Source organism: Fimbriimonas ginsengisoli Gsoil 348 (genome assembly GCF_000724625.1).
Classification (GTDB): domain Bacteria; phylum Armatimonadota; class Fimbriimonadia; order Fimbriimonadales; family Fimbriimonadaceae; genus Fimbriimonas; species Fimbriimonas ginsengisoli.
This window is the reverse complement of sequence record NZ_CP007139.1, coordinates 1,084,043-1,103,689: the sequence shown is the minus strand read 5'-3', so window position 1 is coordinate 1,103,689 and position 19,647 is coordinate 1,084,043. Positions and strand designations below refer to the sequence as shown.

The window sequence follows — 19,647 nt, the reverse complement described above, 5'->3', positions numbered from 1 at the left end:
GGGCTGATTATGAATCTCGGTCCCGGCTAAATCGCCTTCTTCCGCGCTCGCATATTCAGGAATTCGACCATGATCGCGAACCCCATGGCGGCGTAGGTGTACCCCTTGGGAATCTCCTGCCCGCTTCCCTCCGCCATCAGGTTAAACCCGATGAGGATAAGGAACGCCAAGGCGAGCATCTTGACCGTCGGGTGGCGATCCACGAACTCCGCTATGGCGGTGGAAAAGACGAGCATGATCCCGACCGCGATCATTACCGCGAGGATCATCAACGTGACCTGGTCGACCATTCCAACCGCCGTGATGACGGAGTCGAGCGAGAAGATCACGTCCATCACCATGATCTGAACCAGCACCGCGCTCAGGTTCGGCGCCTTTCCGCCGGAGCCGTGCTCCTCTTTCCCCTCCAGCTTTGCGTGGATCTCTTTGACCGACTTCCAGATCAGGAACGCACCGCCCAGGAACAGGACGAGATCGCGCAACGAGACCTCGCGCGATTCGGCGTGGAGAGCGGGGAAGGGGAGGGTAAAGAGTGGGTGGGTCGCCTTCACCACGAGGCCGATCCCCAGGAGCAGGATGATCCTGGAGACCAACGCCAGCATCAAACCGAGCTTGCGGGCTCGACTACGATCCGCCTCCGGCAGCTTGCCGGCGAGGATCGAGATGAAAATGATGTTGTCGATCCCGAGAACGATCTCAAGCAGAGCGAGGGTCAGCAACCCGACCCAACCGTTGACGTCTCCCATCCAGTCAAACATAGTTCTCTTACGCCGCCAAACTCGAAACGCCCGCCATGAGGCGCATCGTCTGCTCCTCCGTCGCGCCGCCGGGCAGTTCGCCGACGACTCGACCTTCCCGCATCACGACGATGCGAGTGGCAAGGGCCAGTAGTTCTGGCAGGTCGCTAGAGATTAGCAGGACCGCTCTTCCTTCCGCCGCCAACCCACGAATTAGGTTGTGGATCTCGGCCTTCGCCCCGACGTCGACGCCGCGAGTCGGCTCGTCGACCAAGAGAACGTCCGATTCGGCGGCCAGCCACTTGGCGATGACCAGCTTTTGCTGATTTCCTCCGGAGAGGCCAAGTGTCGGCGCGTCCAGGCCGGGAGCTTTCACCCGCATTCGATCGAAGAATTTCTGAGCGATCGACCGCTCCTTCGTTTGCTGGATCCAGCCGATGCTTGCGACCCGATCGAGCGTGGGTAGAGAGATGTTTTGCCGCGCCGTCAGGGACAAGACCAGCCCGTGACGCTTACGGTCCTCGGGAACGAGGCCAATGCCCGCTTGCATTGCCTGCATGGGGCCGCCCACGCGCGCCTCCTTCCCATGTAAAACGACTTTGCCGTGCGACATCGGATCCAGCCCGAAGAGGGCATGGGCAAGTTCCGTGCGCCCGGCTCCGACCAGACCGGCGAAGCCCAGAATCTCTCCGTTTCGTAGCGAGAACGAGATCTCCTCGAATTTGCCGGGACTGGTGAGACCCTCGACTCGAAGTACCTCGTCGCCAACCGGCGGATGCTCATGGTCCGACAAACTGGAGGCCAGCTCCCGCCCAATCATCATCCTGACGAGCTCGTCGCGATCTAAACTGGCCATCGGCTTGGTGCCGACGACGCTTCCGTCCCGAAGTACAGTCACCGAGTCGCAGATCGCGAAGACCTCCTCCAGTCGGTGCGAAACATAAACGCAGGTGACCCCGCGCGAACGGAGATCGCGGATCAGCTCCAAGAGCTTCAGCGCCTCCGATTGGGAAAGCGACGAGGTCGGCTCGTCGAAAATAAGCACCCTTGCCCCGCGACCGATGCCTCCGGCAATCTGGACGAGCTGCTGCTTCGAGATCGGTAGCTCGCCCAGGATCTGCTTTGGATCGATGTTTGCCCCGATCGCGTCCAGCCATCGCTTCGACCGCTCGATCATGGCGTCCCAATCGAGCCAAACCCCCTTGCGAGGGAGGTCGCCGAGACACAGATTCTCAGCGACGGTCAGGTTCTCGGCGAACAGCAGCTCCTGGTGGACGATGCTGATTCCCGCCGCCGACGCGTCTTGCGGTCCGCGAAAGCGGACGTGCTGGCCGTCGAGTTGAACCTCGCCCTCGTCTGGCTGATACAGTCCGGCCAGGATCTTACCCAGCGTGCTCTTCCCGGCTCCGTTCTCCCCCATCAGCGCATGGACGGTCCCGGCTTCGATCTCCAGGCTCACATCGCTGAGAGCCTGGACGCCGGGAAACGCCTTGCTGAGGTGCTGAACGGAGAGGATCGGCATCTATTTAGCGGCTGCGAGATACTTAGGATCGACCTTGAAACCCCAATCCTGAAGCTGCTTGCTCCATGTGGGAAGGGTCTCCTTCGTAACCTTGACGAGGTCCATCTTGGTGATCGCGGGAACGTCCTTGTTGAGCAGGAGCTTGTCCACGATGATCTCCACCGACTTGTGGCCCCAGAGGTAAGTCGGCTGAGCGAGCAGCGTCGGGGCGATTCCCTTGCTCACGTACTCGAGCTCTTCAGGCAGGGCGTCGACAGCAACGATCTTCACCTTTGCCGGGTCGAGGCTGAGCAGCGCGGTGTTGAACAACGGCCAGCCGCCGACCATCGCCCAGCAATCGATCTGTGGGTTGGCGTTCATAGCACGGGTAACTTCCGCGGAGGCATCCTGCGGGGTCTCCTTGGTCAGATAGAACGTATTGACCAACTTCAGCCCGGGAAAGTTTTTCGCCTCATCCTTCACGCCCTGTACCCGCTTCTGGAGGTTCGGCGCCGTCTGGTTGCCGCTCAGGATCGCGTAGTTCCCCTTACCGTTGGTGACCGCTCCCAGCTCCTTCATGACGAGGTGTCCGGCGTCGACATCGTCGGCGCCGTAGAAGGCGAACCGTTTGCTGTCGGGAGCGTCGCTGTCGAAGGTCATGACCGGCACGCCCTTATCGACCGCGTCGTTAATGGCATTCGTCACCTTGGCCGCGTCGGAGCAGCTAACCAGAATGGCGTTCGCCCCGTCGTTGACCGCTTGGGCGATTCGGCGGGCCTGCTCCTCGCCGTTCTCCTCCGGAGGCGTGGCCCAAACGACTTGAATGTCGGCGTTGTTCTTCGCACCAAGATCTTTCGCCGCGGCTTCCGCGCCGGTCTTTGCGGACTGGAACACCGGATTGTTCGAGCTCTTCGCGATCATCACGATCTTGAGCGTCTTCTTTGCGCCGCCTGTGGCAGCCGTCTTACCGCCCGTGGTAGTGGCCGCGCCGGTATCGCCACCGGTGGTTCCCGTGCCGTTATCGCTGCTACCGCAACCCGACAATCCAATCGCGGCAAAAGCCGCCACTCCCCAAACTAGATTCTTCAGCATCATCCTATCCTCACCAATTCAGGTTCATATTACACACTGCCGCCGTGGCTCCGGCATCTTTCCGGCAGGATGCCGGGGTGACACTGGAGAAGATGCCGCCTAGGAAGGCGGCACTACATTAGGCTCTTGCCTTTACCATTCGCTTTTGGGCGAGGGTGGAGCTGGCCCGGTCGAGTACTACGGCGACTACGATCGCGACGCCGATGATGATCCATTCGTAGTTTTGATCCATGTGGAGCGTTCGAATCGCCTGACGGATCATGACGATGAGCAAGGCGCCCAGCAACGCACCGAGAGCGCTTCCTTTGCCGCCGTTCAGACTCGCTCCGCCGACAACCGCGCTGGCGATAACGTAAAGCTCGTACCCGTTCGCGTCGCCCGACGACGCCGATCCATAGAAGCTGCTTCCCAGAAATCCGGCGATTCCCGCCGCCAAACCGGACAATACGTACACTCCGGTTAGGATCCTTGTGATCGGAAGTCCCGAGTAGCGGGACGCCTCAATATTTCCGCCGACCGCGAAGATTCGACGTCCCCAGGTCGTCCGCAAGAGGTAAATGCCGCCGAGCACGGTGACGAGGAGCATCACCACCATCGGCACGGGAGCCAGGTCGCTACGGAGACCGAGGTTGGCTTTAGCGAAGTTGTTGAGAGGTTGCGGGACGAGGATGCTTTCCGCTCCGCTTCTCACGAACGCGATCCCGCGGTACACCCACATTGTTCCGAGGGTGATGATGAACGGGTGAACGCCGAGCCGGCTTACCATCACCCCGTTGATCCACCCGCAAAGCAGCCCGATGCCGCAACCGAGACCGATCCCCGTCAACACGTACATCGCCGGAGACAGGCCGGTCATGTTGCGCAAGATCATCGACATCAAAACGCCGGAGACCGCGTAGATCGACCCGACCGAGAGATCGATTCCCGCGGAGATGATCACCATCGTCATCCCCACCGCCATGATTGCGAAGAAGCTGGTGTCAGTCGCGACCTGAATCAGGGTTGCCGGATTCAGGAAGTTGTTGACCATCTGATGGGTCCGGCCATCGACATGGCTACCCGCGTACCGGCTCATCACGATGCCGAGGAGGAGAATGATGCCAATCAATCCGAGCTGCTGAAACCCGAGGAGGCCCGATAGCCCCTTTCGCGCGGTGGAATCTGGTCGCACAGGCGATTATGGCCGCCCCCGACCGCTGGTCTCCACAGAAGTCGACTGCATTTGGGACGCCGTTACCCGGGCGAGCCTCATCGAGGCTCAACAACCCAGGAGTTCTGCAGTGTTAAGCTATCGAACCCTCTTTAGGCGGGAAGCGGTAACGACGATGTCTTGCGTGCCCGTATCATTTACCGTTGGTAAGGCGTCAATCGACAAATGCTCAGGTGTTGGCGAGGCCTCGAATGGTCTTTCCTGGTGAGGTGGACCACGAGTTGGATCACGGTCAGCTCTTTACCGCACCCCGGATTTCCTGGGATACGACTACGGTTTCGATTTGCGACGCTATCTTTCGGCGGTACGTCCAGCCGAAGGACGGCGAAGTCATACCGGACGCGGTCTTTTGCGACTTGCCTAAGTGGGTCTTCCTGGAGTACGCCGTCGCTGTGGGCGGGAGCCTACTACAAGGTTCCAATGAGCCGGAACTCGCCCGGCTCCAGCCGATTCGACTGAGCCAAAATCTGCTGGGCTGGAATGAGCCCCGGTATCTCGCTTTTCCTTCCGGCGTCATCGCGATGTTCAACGCCGTTCTCGACGGCAAGCGGCTGGCGGACTTGGATTGCGCCAGTCGGAGCACGGTTACCTATCCGTTCGGATCCGCAGCTCTGCCTACCAAGTTCTACTTTGGGCTTGATTATCGGGCCGTTTCACACGCGCCGTGGAGGCCGGGCACGGTCTACTTTTACGATGCTAAGGAGTTCCCGTCGGATGTTTGGGAGAAACCATTTTTTTCCAAGCACCCGATTCGCCCCACTGCGCGCCTCCGGGTCTCACCGCAAGATTGGCCGATGCTGGATACCGTCGAGGGGATCGACCTCGTGGCGCAGACACGCCGTCAGTGGGACACCTTCAAAGGGTATCCGTGGCACGAGGATGACGAGATCCACCCCAACCGTTGGAAGCGCCCACTCGTCGCAGCTTCGAAGACCTACCTGGCGGCACACTTTACGGAGCGAGTCACGCTAAGCGAACTCGGCAAGCGAGTCGGCTTGAGCACATTTGCGATGCTTCGCACGTTTCAGGCGGAGGTTGGAATTTCGCCGGCGGAATATCTCGCCGGGCTGCGAATCGGCAAGGCGAAAGAATTGTTGAGAGCGGGGCTGCCCATTGGCCAGGCCGCCGCCGAGTGCGGATTCTGCGACCAAACCCATCTGAATCGCCATTTCCGCCGCCGGCTCGGTCTGACGGCGGGCCAGTACGTGCGAGCGCAAGATCGTCCTAGCCTCGCCGGTTAAGCGAGCGATACGATTGAAGCTCGCACCGGATGTGACTTCGATGGGTTACTTACTACTGAGCCTTCTCCCTTTGATGGCGGCCCCACCGGCCGACAAGCTTGCAGATTTGGTTGGAACTGCGGTTCACAAAGCGGCCGAGCCGTTCATGAACGCGGACCAAACCCTGGCGATGTCGATCGGAGTCTTCAAAGATGGGCGGTCCTTTACCTACAATTTCGGGGTAACCGAGCCCGGCGCCCGCCGCTCGCCGAGCATGCATACCCGCTATTTCATCGGATCGATTACGAAGACCTTTACCGGGATCTTGCTCGCCAAGGCGGTTAGGGAAGGCAAAGTCTCCCTCGATGACGATGTTCGAAAGCACCTGGATGGCGACTATCCAAATCTTGAATTCCAAGGGGAGCCGATACGGCTTTGGCAATTGCTGAACCACACTTCCGGTCTGCCCCGTGATTTTCCTCCTAGACCAGACAAGCCGGAGCCGGACTATGCGAGGATCGCCGGTCAGGACAATGCGCGGATGCGAGCCTATACGGCGGAAGAATTCCTTCGCGACCTCCATGTGGCAAGCCTTACGAGAACGCCGGGAGTGAAATTCAGCTATTCCAACGTCGCGGCCCAATTGCTCGGCCTGCTCTTGGAGAAGGTGTACGGCAAGTCGTACGACGCTCTGATCAAGGAGAAGATCGCCGGGCCCTTGGGAATGCGAGATACGAAGGTCGCGCTAAGTCCTCGCGAAATAGCAGAAATACCTCGCGCAGCCAGCTTCAGCGGAACCTTTCTTCCGGCCTCGTCGACTCGATTGCCCGCCGCCGGATCGCTGAAATCGAGCACTTCGGACATGCTCAAATACCTCGCATGGAACATCGCCGAGACCGACGATGCCGTCAGACTGGCTCATCGGCGGACGGGAAACACCGATTGGGGTTCGAGCAACTTCTATGTAGGGCTGAACTGGCAAATCTTGACCGGTGAAGGGCAGCGGATGATCTTCCAAGACGGATACCTCCCCGGCTTCCATAGCATGTGCCTGTTCTGCCCAGAACGTCATATCGGCATTGTCGTGTTGTCCAGCGAGAAGGTTCGAGCCACCCCCACCCGCCTTTCGCCCCTCATCGACCAGATACTAAAACGGATCGATCCGGGAATCATGAGCACGCCTTAAAGGGATTGTTCTAGATGAGATTCAAGCAGTGTTTGGAGTGTCGGTTTCTCCCGGGGCCAAAATGTCGAGCTTTGGGAAATAGGTGCGATATCTTGCGTCATCGCGGGTAATGAGGCGGTAACTGGCTACGGCGGCGTGGGCGCCGATGAAGAAGTCGGGCAATGTAAGCACACTCGGTCCGGCGGTGAATCATCGTAGATTCACGGATTGAATCTACGATGATTCAATTAATATCTATGCTGAACCGTGGGGCAGGCATAACATCTGGGTAGAGCATCGTCAGCTCTCCCTGAACGACGTTGCAAAGAAAGGCGGGCGTCAGCCAGTCGGCGGCTTCGGTCGTGAAACCTTGATTACACTAGCTCACTTGGCCTTGTGCCTTCTCGCCCCTCATACAATCTCTTGGCAAGCGACCACGCCACCTCGCGAGCGCCTCCTCATGGACAAGGGTTGGCGGTTCGCTCTGGGTCACGCGACCGATCCCTCCAAGGACTTCGATCCCGCGCCGCCGGGTACCGTCTTCAGCTACTTTGCCAAGGCGGGCACCGCGCAGGGCGCGGCCCGCGACCGGTTCGATGATTCCAAGTGGCGGAGCCTCGACCTACCCCACGATTGGGCGGTGGAGCTCCCCTTCGACTCGCTCGGTAGCAACAGCCACGGCTCGAAGGCGATTGGGAAGAACTTTCCCGAGAACAGCGTCGGCTGGTACCGCAAAACCTTCGACGTTCCCGCGGCCGACCGGGGGCGCCGGATTGCGTTGGACTTCGACGGCGTCTTCCGTGACTCGCAGGTCTGGGTTAACGGTTTCTACCTTGGTCGCGCAACCAGCGGCTACACCTCGTTCGGCTATGACGTGTCCGACTACCTGAATTACGGTGGTCGAAACACGGTCGCGGTGCGGGTGGACGCCAGCCTGGAGGAGGGGTGGTTCTACGAGGGCGCCGGCATCTATCGCCACGTTTGGCTCACGAAAACGGCACCGGTCCATGTTGCGCGGTCGGGCACCTTTGTAACGACCTCGGTAGGTGGTCGAGGTTCGAGCGTCGACGTTCGCACAACCGTCCAGAACGATGCGGACGCCCCCGCTCGCTTTGAGATCGGCCAGACGATCACGGACCCTGAGGGACGGCCGGTGGCTACCTGGGCGTCTAAGACGATATCTATTGGGCCGGGAGGCCGGGTCGAGACCCCGTCCACGCTCCGACTTGGACACGTCCGACTCTGGTCGGTCGAGACTCCCACGCTCTACCGGCTTGTTACGACGGTGCGTCAGGACAAGCGGGAAGTCGACCGGTACGAAACGCCTTTCGGCGTCCGCACCATTCGGTGGGATGCGAGCAAAGGGTTCATTCTTAACGGCAAACGTGTCCAGCTCAAGGGGGTCTGCGACCACCAGGACCACGCGGGCGTGGGCGTCGCGGTGCCCGACGCTTTGGAAGAGTGGCGCTTGAAGCAACTAAAGAAGATGGGGGTCAACGCTCTGCGAACGAGCCATAATGCCCCCAATCCCGCACTCCTCGACGCGTGCGACCGGCTTGGCATCCTCGTAATGGACGAGAATCGCGAGACGGGAATCAACCCTCAGCAACTCGAAAGCCTCGGGCGTATGATTACGCGAGACCGAAACCATCCATCGGTCGTTATCTGGTCGATCGGCAACGAGGAGTGGTCGATCGAGGGCAACGATAAGGGGGCCCGGGTGACCAGCACCATGCAGGCATACGCGAAATCGCTGGACCCCACCCGGCCGACGACGGTCGCGATCAGCGGAGGCTGGGGCGCCGGCTCCTCTACGACCATCGACGTGATGGGATTCAACTACTTTACGCATGGCAACACCGACGACTACCACGCGAAATTTCCAAACCGGCCTTCCGTCGGAACCGAGGACGGAGCCACCCTTTCGACACGCGGCGTCTACGTCTCCGAGCCGCCGAAGGGCTGGCTTTCGGCGTACGACGTGAACGGGCCCGACTGGGCGAGCACCGCGCACCGGTCGGTAAACCACTACGCGGTTCGGCCGTTCGTCGCGGGGCAGTTCCAGTGGACCGGTTTCGACTACCGGGGGGAGCCGACCCCCTTCGGATGGCCAAACATCGCATCGCAGTTCGGCATTCTTGATCTCTGCGGTTTTCCCAAGGACAACTTTTACTACTACCGGGCTTGGTGGTCCGATGCTCCCTCGCTGCACCTGTTCCCGCACTGGAACTGGCCCGGAAAGGAGGGCCAGCCCATCGATGTGTGGGTTCATGGGAACGTGGCGGAGGTGGAGCTCACCTTGAATGGGACGAGCCTCGGTCGCAAGCCGATGCCTCGCTTCGGACACCTGGAATGGAAGGTGCCGTACTCTCCCGGAGTTCTTCTTGCCAAAGGTTATTCGGATGGTAAGGAGGTTCTCTCGGATCGGGTCGAAACCACGGGAGAAGCGGAGGGTTTGCGCCTGGGCTCCGACCAAGCTTCGATCAAGGGTGACGGTGAAGATCTCGCCGTAGTTGCCGTCTCGGCGGCGGACGCCGGGGGGCGGGCCGTCTCGACCGCGGGCGCGCAGGTGACCTTCGAGATCTCCGGACCCGGGCGCATCATCGGAGTAGGGAATGGCAATCCCAGCTCACACGAGCCCGATCAGGCGGTCGGGGGCGTCTGGCGTCGCGTCCTCTTCAACGGTCTCGCCCAGGTGATCGTGCAATCGACCGGCGGGCCAGGAGAGATCGTCCTGACCGCGAAGTCGGGGGGACTTAAACCCGCTACCTTGCGGATAAAGGCGGCGCCCACCCCCCGCCGGCCTTTCGTGCCTTAACCTTTGAGGCTCAGGTGAGAGCACTCCGTAGAAGCCGCCTTTGGAACGAATTTAGGGGCGGCTTCTCCCGGATCACTGAAACAATCGTTGAAGGAAGTAGTAGAGGTTATTCCTCCACTCGGTGGGATCGTGGCCGTTGCCGTCGACGTTCCAGACGTGTGGGATGTTGTGTTCCTTCAGGTACTGGTGGGTTCGCTTGCCGATAAAGATCAATCCGTCTTTCCGGCCGTCGCAAAGGTAGATCAGCTTGATCAGCGAAGCCTTCTGCTCGGGATCCGGCAGGAGCTCGGACGGGACCTTCGTGTTCGGAGCGGCCGAGAATCCACCGACCCAGGCGAATTTATCGAGGTGCCCGAGACCGAAGTCGAGGGCTTGGCCGCCCCCCATGGACAGGCCCGCGATGGCCCGGTCAACCCGGTCCGACGAAACGCTATAGCGCGACTCGATGGCGGGGATAAGGTCGTTAAGGAGGTCGGCCTCGAAGTGGGCGAAAGCGCCGGCGGCCTCCATCGGGTTTTTCGGACTCCTGTCATCCTTTTGAGCGCGTCCGTTCGGCATCACGATGATCATTGGCTTGGCTAACCCAGCAGCAATGAGGTTGTCGAGAAGTACATGGGGTACGCCGAACAGCGGCCACTCGTCGACGTCTCCTCCGAGCCCGTGGAGCAGATAAAGCACCGGGTACTTCTTCTCGGCCGAATAGTTGGGAGGCAAATAGACATTCGCGTGACGCACGGAGCCGACCGATTCGGACTTGTATTCGATCCGCTCCATCCGACCATGGGGAACGTCGTCGCGTACCACGTCGAAACCATAAGGAGGCTCCGGAAGGACCTGCTTATCATCCGGTCCCAGTTCGATCTGGCGACCCGGGAGCGCCGAATTCCCGGAGGAACCGGTTTCCGGGCGGAAGAGAAGCGGGGCGAACTCGTGCAAGCTTCGACGCCAAGTCGTCCACTCATGGGCTGTCCCTTGAGAAACGAACGACTTGACGTTGATGCCGGCCTTCACCGCCGCCTCGCGAAAAGCGATGACGCCCCGCATCATCTGAGCTTCTTCGGTGCCGTTGCTGAGGAAGACGGCGTGGACACGCTTGTTGAATGCCTCCGCGTCGGCCATGACGCCGTTGTGAAACGTCTTGAAGTCGATCGGCTCTGTGCTGAAGGCGCCCGCGCCGCCACTGAACCCGCCTAGATAGGCGAATTCGTCAAGGTGATCGAGTCCAACCGAGAAGGTTTGCATGCCGCCCATCGAAAGTCCGGCAAGAGCCCGGTTCTCGCGATCGGGCTTGGTCCGGAAGTTCGAGTCGACGTACGGGATCAGATCTTTTGAGAAGACGTCGCCCAGCGTACTGAACGCCTTGGAAAAGTCCGGGCGTCGAGCCGGCGGTATCAGGGGCGGCTCCTCACCGGGACGGTACGCATAGCCGTTGGGCATTACGACGACCATCGGGACGCACCGCCCCTCGGCAATCATGTTGTCCAGGATAAGTGACGCCTTGCCTTCCAGGGTCCAACAGTCTTCGTTCTGACCGGCGCCGTGCATCAGATACAGTACGGGATATCGTCGGGTCGGATCTTGATCGTATCCCGGCGGGGTGTAGACCCGAATCCGCCGCCACCCGGTCGTAACGGACGAGTAATACAGCTTGTCTCGAACGTCTCCATGGGCCATCACTTTGACGGCGAAGTAGTCGCCGTCCGGGGAGGGAATCTCGATATGGCTCAGGAAGCGGCCCGCGTCATAGATGTGCTGGACGGCGGGGTCGCCGACGTTGACGCCGTCCACGTGAAACTCGTACCCGTGGATTCCAGGACCGATCGGATCGGTGGTGACGGTCCAGTTCCCCTTACCGTCGTTGGTCATCGGCCATTCCTTGTTTAGGCCGAGCGCGACGCGTTTCGCATTAGGCGCGCGGTAGTAGAAGACCGCCCGTCCGTCTGGAAACACTCGAGGAAAATGCTGGCCGGGCACCGCCGTCGAAGCGAGCACCGAGCCTGGCGGTATCGGGGGTAACTCGGCATTTTGGGCGCCGGCGACGGCGCTTAGGAAACTGCAAACGAACAAGGCGGCGAGAGGGGTTGCTCGGGTTATCATAAGTGGGGCCACCGAAACGGATGTATTCTCGTCCGCAACGTCACCCTCTAGGGCGAGATTGGAATGTACGCGGGAAATCATTTATTGCATACACGTCCAATTCGGGTTGTCGCTGCGGGCTTTCATCTGAGCGAGGGTTCCTTCCCTGGTCACCGCCATCCCCATTGGGAGCTGATCTACCAGCGGGAAGGGCGCGTAACCACCGAACAAGATGGAACGCCCTTCGAAATGTCTCCCGGCATGCTGCTCCTGCACCCCCCGGATGTGGAGCACTGCGACATCGCTGACGGCCGCTATTGCATCGTGTATGTCGGCATTGCTTCGGAAGAACGCCTCGATTGGCCTCGCCTGTCGTTCGACGATTCCCACCGCAGAATCGGCAACCTCGTGGAGGCGATGGCGCATGAGTCTCATGGCGTGGAGCAACCCGAGAACGAGCTCCTACAACTGATGCTCCTGCAGCTCGATATTCAAATGTCCCGGAAAGCCCGAGAAGCCGAATCGTCCTCCATCGACCGCAAGATGGGTCAGGCGAAGAGCATCTTGACCGCTGACTTGGAGGGCAAGGTCGATCTGGACTGGCTCGCGGCGGAGCTTGGGATGGGCCGATCGAGCTTCTTCGCACACTTCGTCGAGCACTTTCGCACGCCGCCGCAAGAGTATCAACGGAATTTGCGGCTCCAGCGCGCCATTTCCATGCTCCGGAACTCCGATTTCACCCTTCAGACGATTGCCGAGCGATGTGGCTATAGCTCGGCAAGTCATTTGAGTCGACATGTCAAGCAAGTGACCGGGCGCCGACCCGGCGAACTAAGGAACGTGCAGCCTTGAACAACTCCTCTAAGTCCAATTTCGATTCCGATACCCTAAGTCGTCGTAAGGTCCTAACTTACTTGGGCGCCGCGCCGTTTGCGTTTGCGATGCCGCTCTTCGGAACCGGTGACGACGACACCGGTTTTCCGCACCTGGCCCCCCGCGTACCCAAGACCGATCTGGGCATCTCGCAATTGAGCGAGGAGCAGCTCCGATGGCTAAGGCACGACAAGTTCGGCATGTTTATCCACTGGGGCTTGTATGCCGGCCCGGGGAGGGGGGAGTGGCTTATGCACAACGAGGCGATCCTTCCCGACGCCTATCGCAGATTCGCCTTTCCGGAGAGCGGCGAAGAGTACTTCGCGGCGGATCGGTTTAATCCCCGCGCCTGGGCGCGCCTGGCAAAGGATGCCGGGATGAAGTGGATGTGCCTCACCACCCGACATCACGACGGTTACTGTCTGTTCGACAGTCCTTATCCAAACGCGTTTACAAGCCAGCAGACGCATCACCGGGATTTCGTGCGCGAATATACGAACGCCTGTCGGGCCGAGGGAGTCCGGGTCGGCTTGTACTATTCCGTGTTGAGCTGGCGATATCCGGGTTATTACGACGTCACCGGCACGGATTGCAAGCGCAATCCGTTCGGCTATAAAACCGATCCGGCCCACCATGAGAACGCCCGCCTTATGAAGGAGGAGAACTACGCCAACGTGCGTCACCTGCTCAGCTCTTATGGCCATATCGACCACATCTTTTGGGACGGAGGTTGGCTGGGCGAGCAGGGTAGCGACGCCGATGGCGCGTATTTCCATGAATCGGGCCACTTCCTCGATGCCGGCAACGCCTGGCCGGTGGGCGAACGATGGCGTGACCACGACTCGAGCGGGCGGGCACTTGGAATCATGGGCATCGTCCGCAAACATCAACCCCACGTCGCGACCAACCCGCGATTTGGCTGGATGGGGGACTACATGGATGAAGAGGGAGGCGCCCCGGTGCGTGGTCCTGTACGCTCGACGGCGCTTTACCAGAAGTGTCTCACCACGGCGGGGGCGTGGGGCTATGACCGCGGGGCTATCGAGGGAGGCCATGTCATGCCCCCGGATATGGTCATCGAGTATTTGGTGAACTGCGTCGTACGGGACATGGTGATGCTGCTCAACGTTGGCCCGGACCGTCACGGCGAGATCCCTCCGGCCGTCGCGACGTCGCTTGAGAAGGCCGGCCAGTGGATTCGAAAAGCCGGCGAGGCAATCTACGGCACCCGGGGCGGCCCCTGGCAGCCCGTCGACCGAAAGCTAGGTTACTGCTACCGGGGATCGACCATTTTCGCGCACATGCTAAAGGGGTACGAGGGTGACACCTTGGAGACGCCTGCCGGCCGAACCCCGCGCCTCCTGCGGGCACGAGAATTGTTCACTAACCGCCTGCTTCCTTTCGAGGTGCAGAGCGACGGCGTCATCAGGATTCATAAAATCGACCGAACCGTAAGCCCCGTGGATACAATCGTCGCTTTGGAATTCGAGCGACAGATTGCCGCCAAATGATGAGATGACCCGCGCGAAAGTGCGACTTCGGAGGACGACAAAGAACCGATGCCGACGGGCGGCTCAGCATCGGCGTTGCTCCCGGTCGGCCTACCTATGAGGTCAAGGTCGACGGAGGGTTCCCGATGCCGGCAGATGTCGTTGGCCGTTCTCATGACGTCGCCGTTCTTGTGCCGGTGCGACGTCCCCGAGACCTACCGCGGGCAAGCTGGGGTGGGAATTCTTACGCGGTCTGCCCACGGTTTGGGATGTTTCTCGGCAAACACGCGCCTACTGAATTCGCAACGACCCTAACCCGGTAGGTTGAGTTCGGCGCCGATGGTCACGACGTTACCGACGACGATGACGGAGGGGGGCGCGGCTTGTGCGGCTTGTTTTAGGATAGTGTCAAGGGTGCCGACGATGAGGGTCTGGTTGGGCAGCGACGCGTTGGAAACGATGGCTACCGGTGTCTCGGGAGGGCGCCCGTGTTCTAGAAGCTTCGAAACGATGTAGGAGAGGCGCTCGATACCCATCAGGAAAATAGCGGTGGGAATGCGGGCGGCGGCGGTCCAGGGTATGCCGTCGTCCAACCCCTTGGCCTCATGGGCGGTGAAGACGGCGAAGGCATTGGAGACCCCCCGATGGGTTACGGGAATGTGGGCCGAAGCCGGCCCCGCGATCGCCGACGATACTCCGGGGATGATTTCAAAATCGATTCCGGCTTCCTTAAGGGCGAGAGCCTCTTCGCCTCCGCGGCCAAAGACGAAAGGATCGCCCCCTTTTAGGCGGACCACCCGACTTGCCGTCTTTCCAAAGTGAACCAACAGTCCGTTGATGTGGTCCTGCGAGGGCTGCTTCGGATCGCCCGGTTTCTTACCGACGTCGATCAATACCGCGGAAGGATTTGCTTCCTCCAAAAGTTCGCAGCCAACCAGACGGTCGTAGAGCACTACGTTTGCCGCTTTCAGGGCACGGAGTCCCTTCACCGTGATAAGACCGGCATCCCCTGGACCGGCGCCTACCAGTGAAACCATTACGTGGTCTCCCCGCAATCAAATCCCAGTTCGTGCCGGCCACAAAGGAGGCACTCGGGATGTTCCTCGGCCCAGCGCAGGCCTCGCGTCATCGCTTCGCCGGCCTCCGTCTCATTTATGTTTAGGAGGGCTGGAACGTCGGAGGCGAGGACGCGCGCCCAGAATCCTTGGCGATGTTTGTACGACCCAAGAGACGACTTTACAGCCGGCCGCCATTGGCCCAAGAATTCGCCTAACCGGCCCACCTCCGGCGTCAGCAAATCGTCGGAGATCCGGTTTCGGATTTGTTGGGCAAGGGCGGGGGAGCAGCCGCTGCTCGATACCGCAACCTGCATCGGACCTTGCCGCACGATGGCGGACATGATGAAGTTGCAGTTCTCAGGATCGTCCACCGAATTCGTGAGCCGGTTCAGGGCGTTGCCGGTTTGAAAGACTTCGGCGTTCGTTGCGGGGTCGTCGGTGGCCGCGACGATCATGAAGTAGGGAATCACATCGGCGGGCTCGAACGCTTTTTCGATCCAAACGAGCCGGCCGGCATCGACCTCCCCCTGGATCTGTAAGGAGATCGTAGGTGACAGGATCGTTATTTCCGCTCCGGTCGACTTGAGCGATTCGACCTTTTCCCAGGCGACGGGACCGCCGCCGACGATAAGGACGGCGCGGCCGGAGAGCTCTAAAAAGACGGGAAAGTAAGTTGTCATCTTCACTCCACCCCCCGGAAGCCGTAACCGATCCCGCGGCGCGTCTCCAGGAAGCTGGCGGCCTGGGTCGGAAGCTTCGCTCGGATGCGGCGGATGTGGATGTCGACGGTCCGTTCGCCGCCTTCGAATGAGACACCCCAAACGAGGTTCACCAGCATTTCGCGGGAGAAGAACTTGCCGCGGTGGCTGCATAGAAAGCTGAGTAAGTTGAATTCCTTTGGGGTCAAGGGAATGCGGCAGCCGTTGGAGTTCAGGGCAACGGCCGCATCCAGATCCAGGGTCACATCGAAGAATTGGATGGAGTTCGACGACTCGACTTTTCGATGTTTGAACATGAGCCTCGATATCCGGGCCTGCGCTTCGACCTGACTGAAGGGCGGGATAAGAAAATCCTCGACGATGGCGAATATCTCCGGAAGTGAGAGCTGGTTGGGAGACACCATCGCGATGCACGGCAACTGGGGTGGCTTATCGTCCCAAATTTCGCGAAATACGCGCCGAAGATGCTTGATGGGAAGGCAGTCGTGTTGGCGGGTGATGTCGGCAAGGAGAAGGTCCGGCGGACGGCCTCCGAAGGCTCCGACGAGGTCGATGGCGGTTTCGGTCATGGTGCCGAGGAGTTCGGTCGACGCGCAAACATACCGATCGGACGGTAGTTTCCGAGCCGTGGCCAAAGCCTCCACGCCATAAGTTAAGATCCGGTGCATCAAGCGCAGCATTCCCAAAGCAATTGAGGGCCGCTACTTTGCGGGACGCCGTCGGTATCGTTGACGGCAAACCGAATTCACCCGAACTTCTCTCACGTCGGCAACTCTGCCGCATCGAAGTTCAGGATTAAGTGTCCATTATCAGCCAGATAGATCGAATACGTTCGAAGGAAACAATCGTCCGACTGGGATTTGCCCGTTTCAAGGTCGAATTTTCTCGCGTGTAGCGGGCAAACAATCGTAGATCCGCCAAGCAATCCGTCGGCCAACGGTCCGTTCCGATGGGGACAAGAAGCCTGCGTAGCGTAGACATTGCCGTTCCGCGATCGGAAGACGGCGATCATCTGACCTTCGATATCGAATTCTCGACCCTCCCCTAAAGGGATCCGGTCCGCCGGGCCTAGATCCCGCTGGGTGATCGTAGATCGGGTCAACCGGTCACCCCCACAAGCTGGCTCGCAAACTGGTGGACCGAAACCGGCTGCTCCGCCTCCAGCCAAGGGTCGACGTAGGCGTCGACCGATTGCTGCATTGCGTGGTCCAGGTGGGTCGCGATACCCTCGCTGTCTTCCACCACGACCTCACGGATCTTGGCGATCCCGATCCGCTCGACAAATCCGTAAGTCCGCTCAAGATACTTCGCGTTTTCCCGGTAGTACTGGAGGAACCTTCCAACGAACAGCAGAACGTCGGCGTGGGAATCGACCGTACAGAGGAGGTCTCCCTTACGGACATGGGCTCCGGCGGCTCCGCCGACGTAGATCTCCCACCGCCCTCCTTCTACGGCGACCGCGCCGACATCCTTTACGTAGGCTTCGGAGCAATTTCGGGGGCAACCGGCGGTGGCGAGCTTAAGCTTTCCGGGGCTCTCTAGACCTTGGAATCGGGTTTCGATCTCGACGCCAAGTTTGGTGCTGTCGCCGAGGCCGTAGCGGCAGAAATCGGTGCCGACACAGGTCTTGCAAGTTCGGAACGCTTTCGCATAGGCGTGGCCGGACGGCATGCCCAAGTCTTTCCAGACGTCCGGCAGATCTTCCTTCTTAATCCCCAGGAGGTCGATCCTCTGCCCGCCAGTGATCTTGACCAAGCGCGCCTCGTATTTGTCCGCCACGTCGGCGATCCGGCGTAGCTGGTCGGGGGAAGTGACGCCGCCGTAAATTCGGGGGATGACGGAGAATGTCCGGTCCTTTTGAATATTGGCGTGGACGCGGTCGTTGATATAGCGGGCGTCTCGTTCGTCCTCGTAATCCGCGCCCCAGATTTGCTTCAGGAGGGAAGCCAGGCCCATCTTGCTCGACGGGTCTTCTTGGCCCCCGGCCAAAGCGTCGAAGACGCTGGACACCGACTTCAGACCCTGTTCACGTACCGCGGCGACCAACTCGGGCTTGGCCAGCGGAACGCCAGGAACGTAGTAGTGAATGGTGGGGTCGGCCTCCACTGCGCCATCCGCCGCCCACTCGACGAGCTGTTGAACTTGGTGCTTACACGACCCGCAACCGGTGCCGGCTCGGGTGGCGTCCATCACCGATTTCAGACTCTTGCGGCCGTTTTTAACGCACTGGACGATCGCCGATTTACAGACGCCATTGCAGTTACAAATCTGCGTGTCGTCGGGAGCGTCGATTACGGAAGCTTCGGCTTTGTTTCCTTCGAGGGAGAAGAGGAGTTGTGCCCGATCTTCCGGCAGGGCGGAGCCTCGGTCGAAGGCTTGAAGAAGGGTCGCGGCCTTCTCGGTTTCGCCAAGAAGAATCGCGCCGACGAGCGTTCCGTCCCGGATGATCAGCTTCTTATATCGGCCGCGGCGCGACTCGTTGAATTGAACGACCTCGTCGTCCGGCGCCGGCTCGGTGATCCCCATGGTCGCCAGATCGACGCCCATCACCTTCAGCTTTGTCGCTAATTTCGAACCCGGATAGAGAGCGGTCGGGTTGGTATCGGTGATGACATCGGCCAGGACTTGACCCTGGTGCCACAGCGGAGCTACGAGGCCGTAGACCCGTCCACGGTGCTCGGCGCATTCGCCAACGGCAAAGATGTCGGGATCGTCGACGGACCGCATCTGGTCATCCGTCACGATCCCCCGTTTGACGGTAAGGCCACAATCTTTGGCCAACTCGACGTTGGGGACGATGCCGCACGAGATGACGGTCATGCAGCAGTCGAGAGTTTCTCCATCTGCAAAGGCGAGACCTTCGACCTGGTTATCTCCGAGGATGCACTTCGTGGAGCGGCCCAGATGAACGTGGAGCCCCATCGTCCGCAGAGTTTCCTTGAGGATCTCGCCGGCCTGGCGGTCGAGCTGCATCTCCATGAGGTGGGATCCGAGGTGGACGACGTGAACCTCGACGCCATGCTCGAGCAATCCCCGCGCACATTCCAACCCGAGGAGCCCGCCGCCTATGACGGTGGCGCGTTTGCATTTGCGTGCGTAAGCGGCGATGTCGACGCAGTCTTCGATGGTTCGGAAAACGAAGACGCCGGGCTTCAGCGCGCCGTCATCGGTGCGGAGCCCTCCGAACGGCGGAACCATGGGCCGGCTTCCGGTGGCGATGATAAGCCGGTCGTAAGGAACGACGGAGCCGTCCGCGGTTTGGACGTTCTTTGCGGCCCGGTCGATTGAGGACACTTTGGAGTTTGTCTTGAGGGTCACTCCGTTGTCGGCATACCAGTCGATCGGGTTAAGAAGGATCTCGCTCGGATCCTGCGATCCGCTGAGCACCTTGGAGAGGAGAATCCGGTTGTAGTTCCCGTGCGGTTCCTCACCGAGGACGGTGATGTCGAAGGAGTCTCGACCACCTCGGGCCAGGATCTCTTCGACAGTTCGGGCGCCGGCCATGCCGTTGCCAATCACGACTAATCTTTGCTTTGGGCTCACTGTGTTGGGTTCCGCGCTGGGTAAGTGGCGGTTGGGGCTTTGACTAGAAAGCGCCCAGCCGTACTACGGTGATAAAGGAGGACCGTCGGAGGTCTTGTTCGCAGGCGGCGATGCCCAAGGGTGGCAACTTTGCGAAAGCAGAGCA

At 60.3% G+C, this 19,647-nt stretch carries 15 protein-coding genes and 1 pseudogene; 5 read left to right on the top strand and 11 right to left on the bottom strand.

The window, feature by feature from the left end; translation table 11 throughout:
* Window positions 1-26: 26 nt before the first annotated feature.
* From OP10G_RS05045 to OP10G_RS05030, 4 genes are all read right to left on the bottom strand, one after another.
* On the bottom strand, window positions 27-746 hold the full coding sequence (locus OP10G_RS05045) for a TerC family protein (protein WP_227625066.1): 720 nt from the start codon (window positions 744-746) through the stop codon (window positions 27-29).
* Window positions 747-765: 19 nt separating this feature from the next.
* A complete protein-coding gene (locus OP10G_RS05040) occupies window positions 766-2,259 on the bottom strand; it encodes a sugar ABC transporter ATP-binding protein (RefSeq protein ID WP_025226976.1) in 1,494 nt (497 codons plus the stop codon).
* Window positions 2,260-3,330, bottom strand: a complete 1,071-nt coding sequence (locus tag OP10G_RS05035; protein ID WP_227625065.1) for a substrate-binding domain-containing protein — start codon at window positions 3,328-3,330, stop codon at window positions 2,260-2,262.
* Window positions 3,331-3,448: 118 nt separating this feature from the next.
* A complete protein-coding gene (locus tag OP10G_RS05030; RefSeq protein ID WP_025226978.1) occupies window positions 3,449-4,501 on the bottom strand; it encodes an ABC transporter permease in 1,053 nt (350 codons plus the stop codon).
* Window positions 4,502-4,749: 248 nt separating this feature from the next.
* Between OP10G_RS05030 and OP10G_RS24035 the strand changes: the two genes are divergently transcribed.
* Both OP10G_RS24035 and OP10G_RS05020 read left to right on the top strand, forming a co-directional pair.
* Entirely contained in the window at window positions 4,750-5,781 is a 1,032-nt protein-coding gene (locus tag OP10G_RS24035) for a helix-turn-helix domain-containing protein (protein ID WP_227625064.1), read from the top strand.
* A gap of 13 nt (window positions 5,782-5,794) precedes the next feature.
* Window positions 5,795-6,946 (top strand): serine hydrolase domain-containing protein, encoded by a 1,152-nt coding sequence (locus OP10G_RS05020; protein ID WP_025226980.1) that lies wholly within the window; start codon window positions 5,795-5,797, stop codon window positions 6,944-6,946.
* A gap of 21 nt (window positions 6,947-6,967) precedes the next feature.
* Here OP10G_RS05020 and OP10G_RS27800 read toward each other — a convergent pair.
* Window positions 6,968-7,111: pseudogene (locus OP10G_RS27800) on the bottom strand (DNA-binding protein); the annotation flags it as partial.
* A gap of 202 nt (window positions 7,112-7,313) precedes the next feature.
* Here OP10G_RS27800 and galA point away from each other — a divergent pair.
* Complete coding sequence (gene galA, locus OP10G_RS05015; RefSeq protein WP_227625063.1) at window positions 7,314-9,743, top strand: beta-galactosidase GalA; 2,430 nt, start codon at window positions 7,314-7,316, stop codon at window positions 9,741-9,743.
* Window positions 9,744-9,815: 72 nt separating this feature from the next.
* Here galA and OP10G_RS27350 read toward each other — a convergent pair whose 3' ends face one another.
* The gene (locus OP10G_RS27350) at window positions 9,816-11,840 is read right to left on the bottom strand and encodes an alpha/beta hydrolase-fold protein (RefSeq protein ID WP_025226982.1); all 2,025 of its coding nucleotides are present in this window, start codon (window positions 11,838-11,840) and stop codon (window positions 9,816-9,818) included.
* Window positions 11,841-11,924: 84 nt separating this feature from the next.
* On the opposite strand from OP10G_RS27350, the gene OP10G_RS26135 reads away from it, so the two are divergent.
* Window positions 11,925-12,671 carry a helix-turn-helix transcriptional regulator gene (locus tag OP10G_RS26135; RefSeq protein WP_158409137.1) on the top strand — a complete coding sequence of 249 codons (747 nt, stop codon included), beginning with the start codon at window positions 11,925-11,927 and terminating at the stop codon, window positions 12,669-12,671.
* Entirely contained in the window at window positions 12,668-14,203 is a 1,536-nt protein-coding gene (locus tag OP10G_RS05000; protein WP_025226984.1) for an alpha-L-fucosidase, read from the top strand. The genes OP10G_RS26135 and OP10G_RS05000 overlap by 4 nt, the downstream gene beginning before the upstream one ends.
* A gap of 290 nt (window positions 14,204-14,493) precedes the next feature.
* Here the strand turns inward: OP10G_RS05000 and cobA are convergent, their stop codons facing one another.
* The 5 genes from cobA to nirB all read right to left on the bottom strand — a co-directional run bounded on the left by cobA (window position 14,494) and on the right by nirB (window position 19,478).
* Window positions 14,494-15,219, bottom strand: a complete 726-nt coding sequence (gene cobA / locus OP10G_RS04995; protein ID WP_025226985.1) for a uroporphyrinogen-III C-methyltransferase — start codon at window positions 15,217-15,219, stop codon at window positions 14,494-14,496.
* Window positions 15,219-15,920: a precorrin-2 dehydrogenase/sirohydrochlorin ferrochelatase family protein gene (locus OP10G_RS04990; protein ID WP_038472604.1), complete on the bottom strand. Its 702-nt coding sequence runs from the start codon at window positions 15,918-15,920 to the stop codon at window positions 15,219-15,221. The genes cobA and OP10G_RS04990 overlap by 1 nt, the downstream gene beginning before the upstream one ends.
* 2 nt (window positions 15,921-15,922) lie before the next feature.
* The gene (locus OP10G_RS24025; RefSeq protein ID WP_227625062.1) at window positions 15,923-16,627 is read right to left on the bottom strand and encodes a winged helix-turn-helix transcriptional regulator; all 705 of its coding nucleotides are present in this window, start codon (window positions 16,625-16,627) and stop codon (window positions 15,923-15,925) included.
* 92 nt (window positions 16,628-16,719) lie between these two features.
* Window positions 16,720-17,061, bottom strand: a complete 342-nt coding sequence (locus OP10G_RS27795; RefSeq protein ID WP_025226988.1) for a Rieske (2Fe-2S) protein — start codon at window positions 17,059-17,061, stop codon at window positions 16,720-16,722.
* Window positions 17,058-19,478, bottom strand: coding sequence for a nitrite reductase large subunit NirB (nirB, locus tag OP10G_RS04975; RefSeq protein ID WP_227625061.1), 2,421 nt, complete (start codon window positions 19,476-19,478; stop codon window positions 17,058-17,060). Before nirB ends, OP10G_RS27795 begins: the two co-directional genes overlap by 4 nt.
* Window positions 19,479-19,647 lie beyond the last annotated feature (169 nt).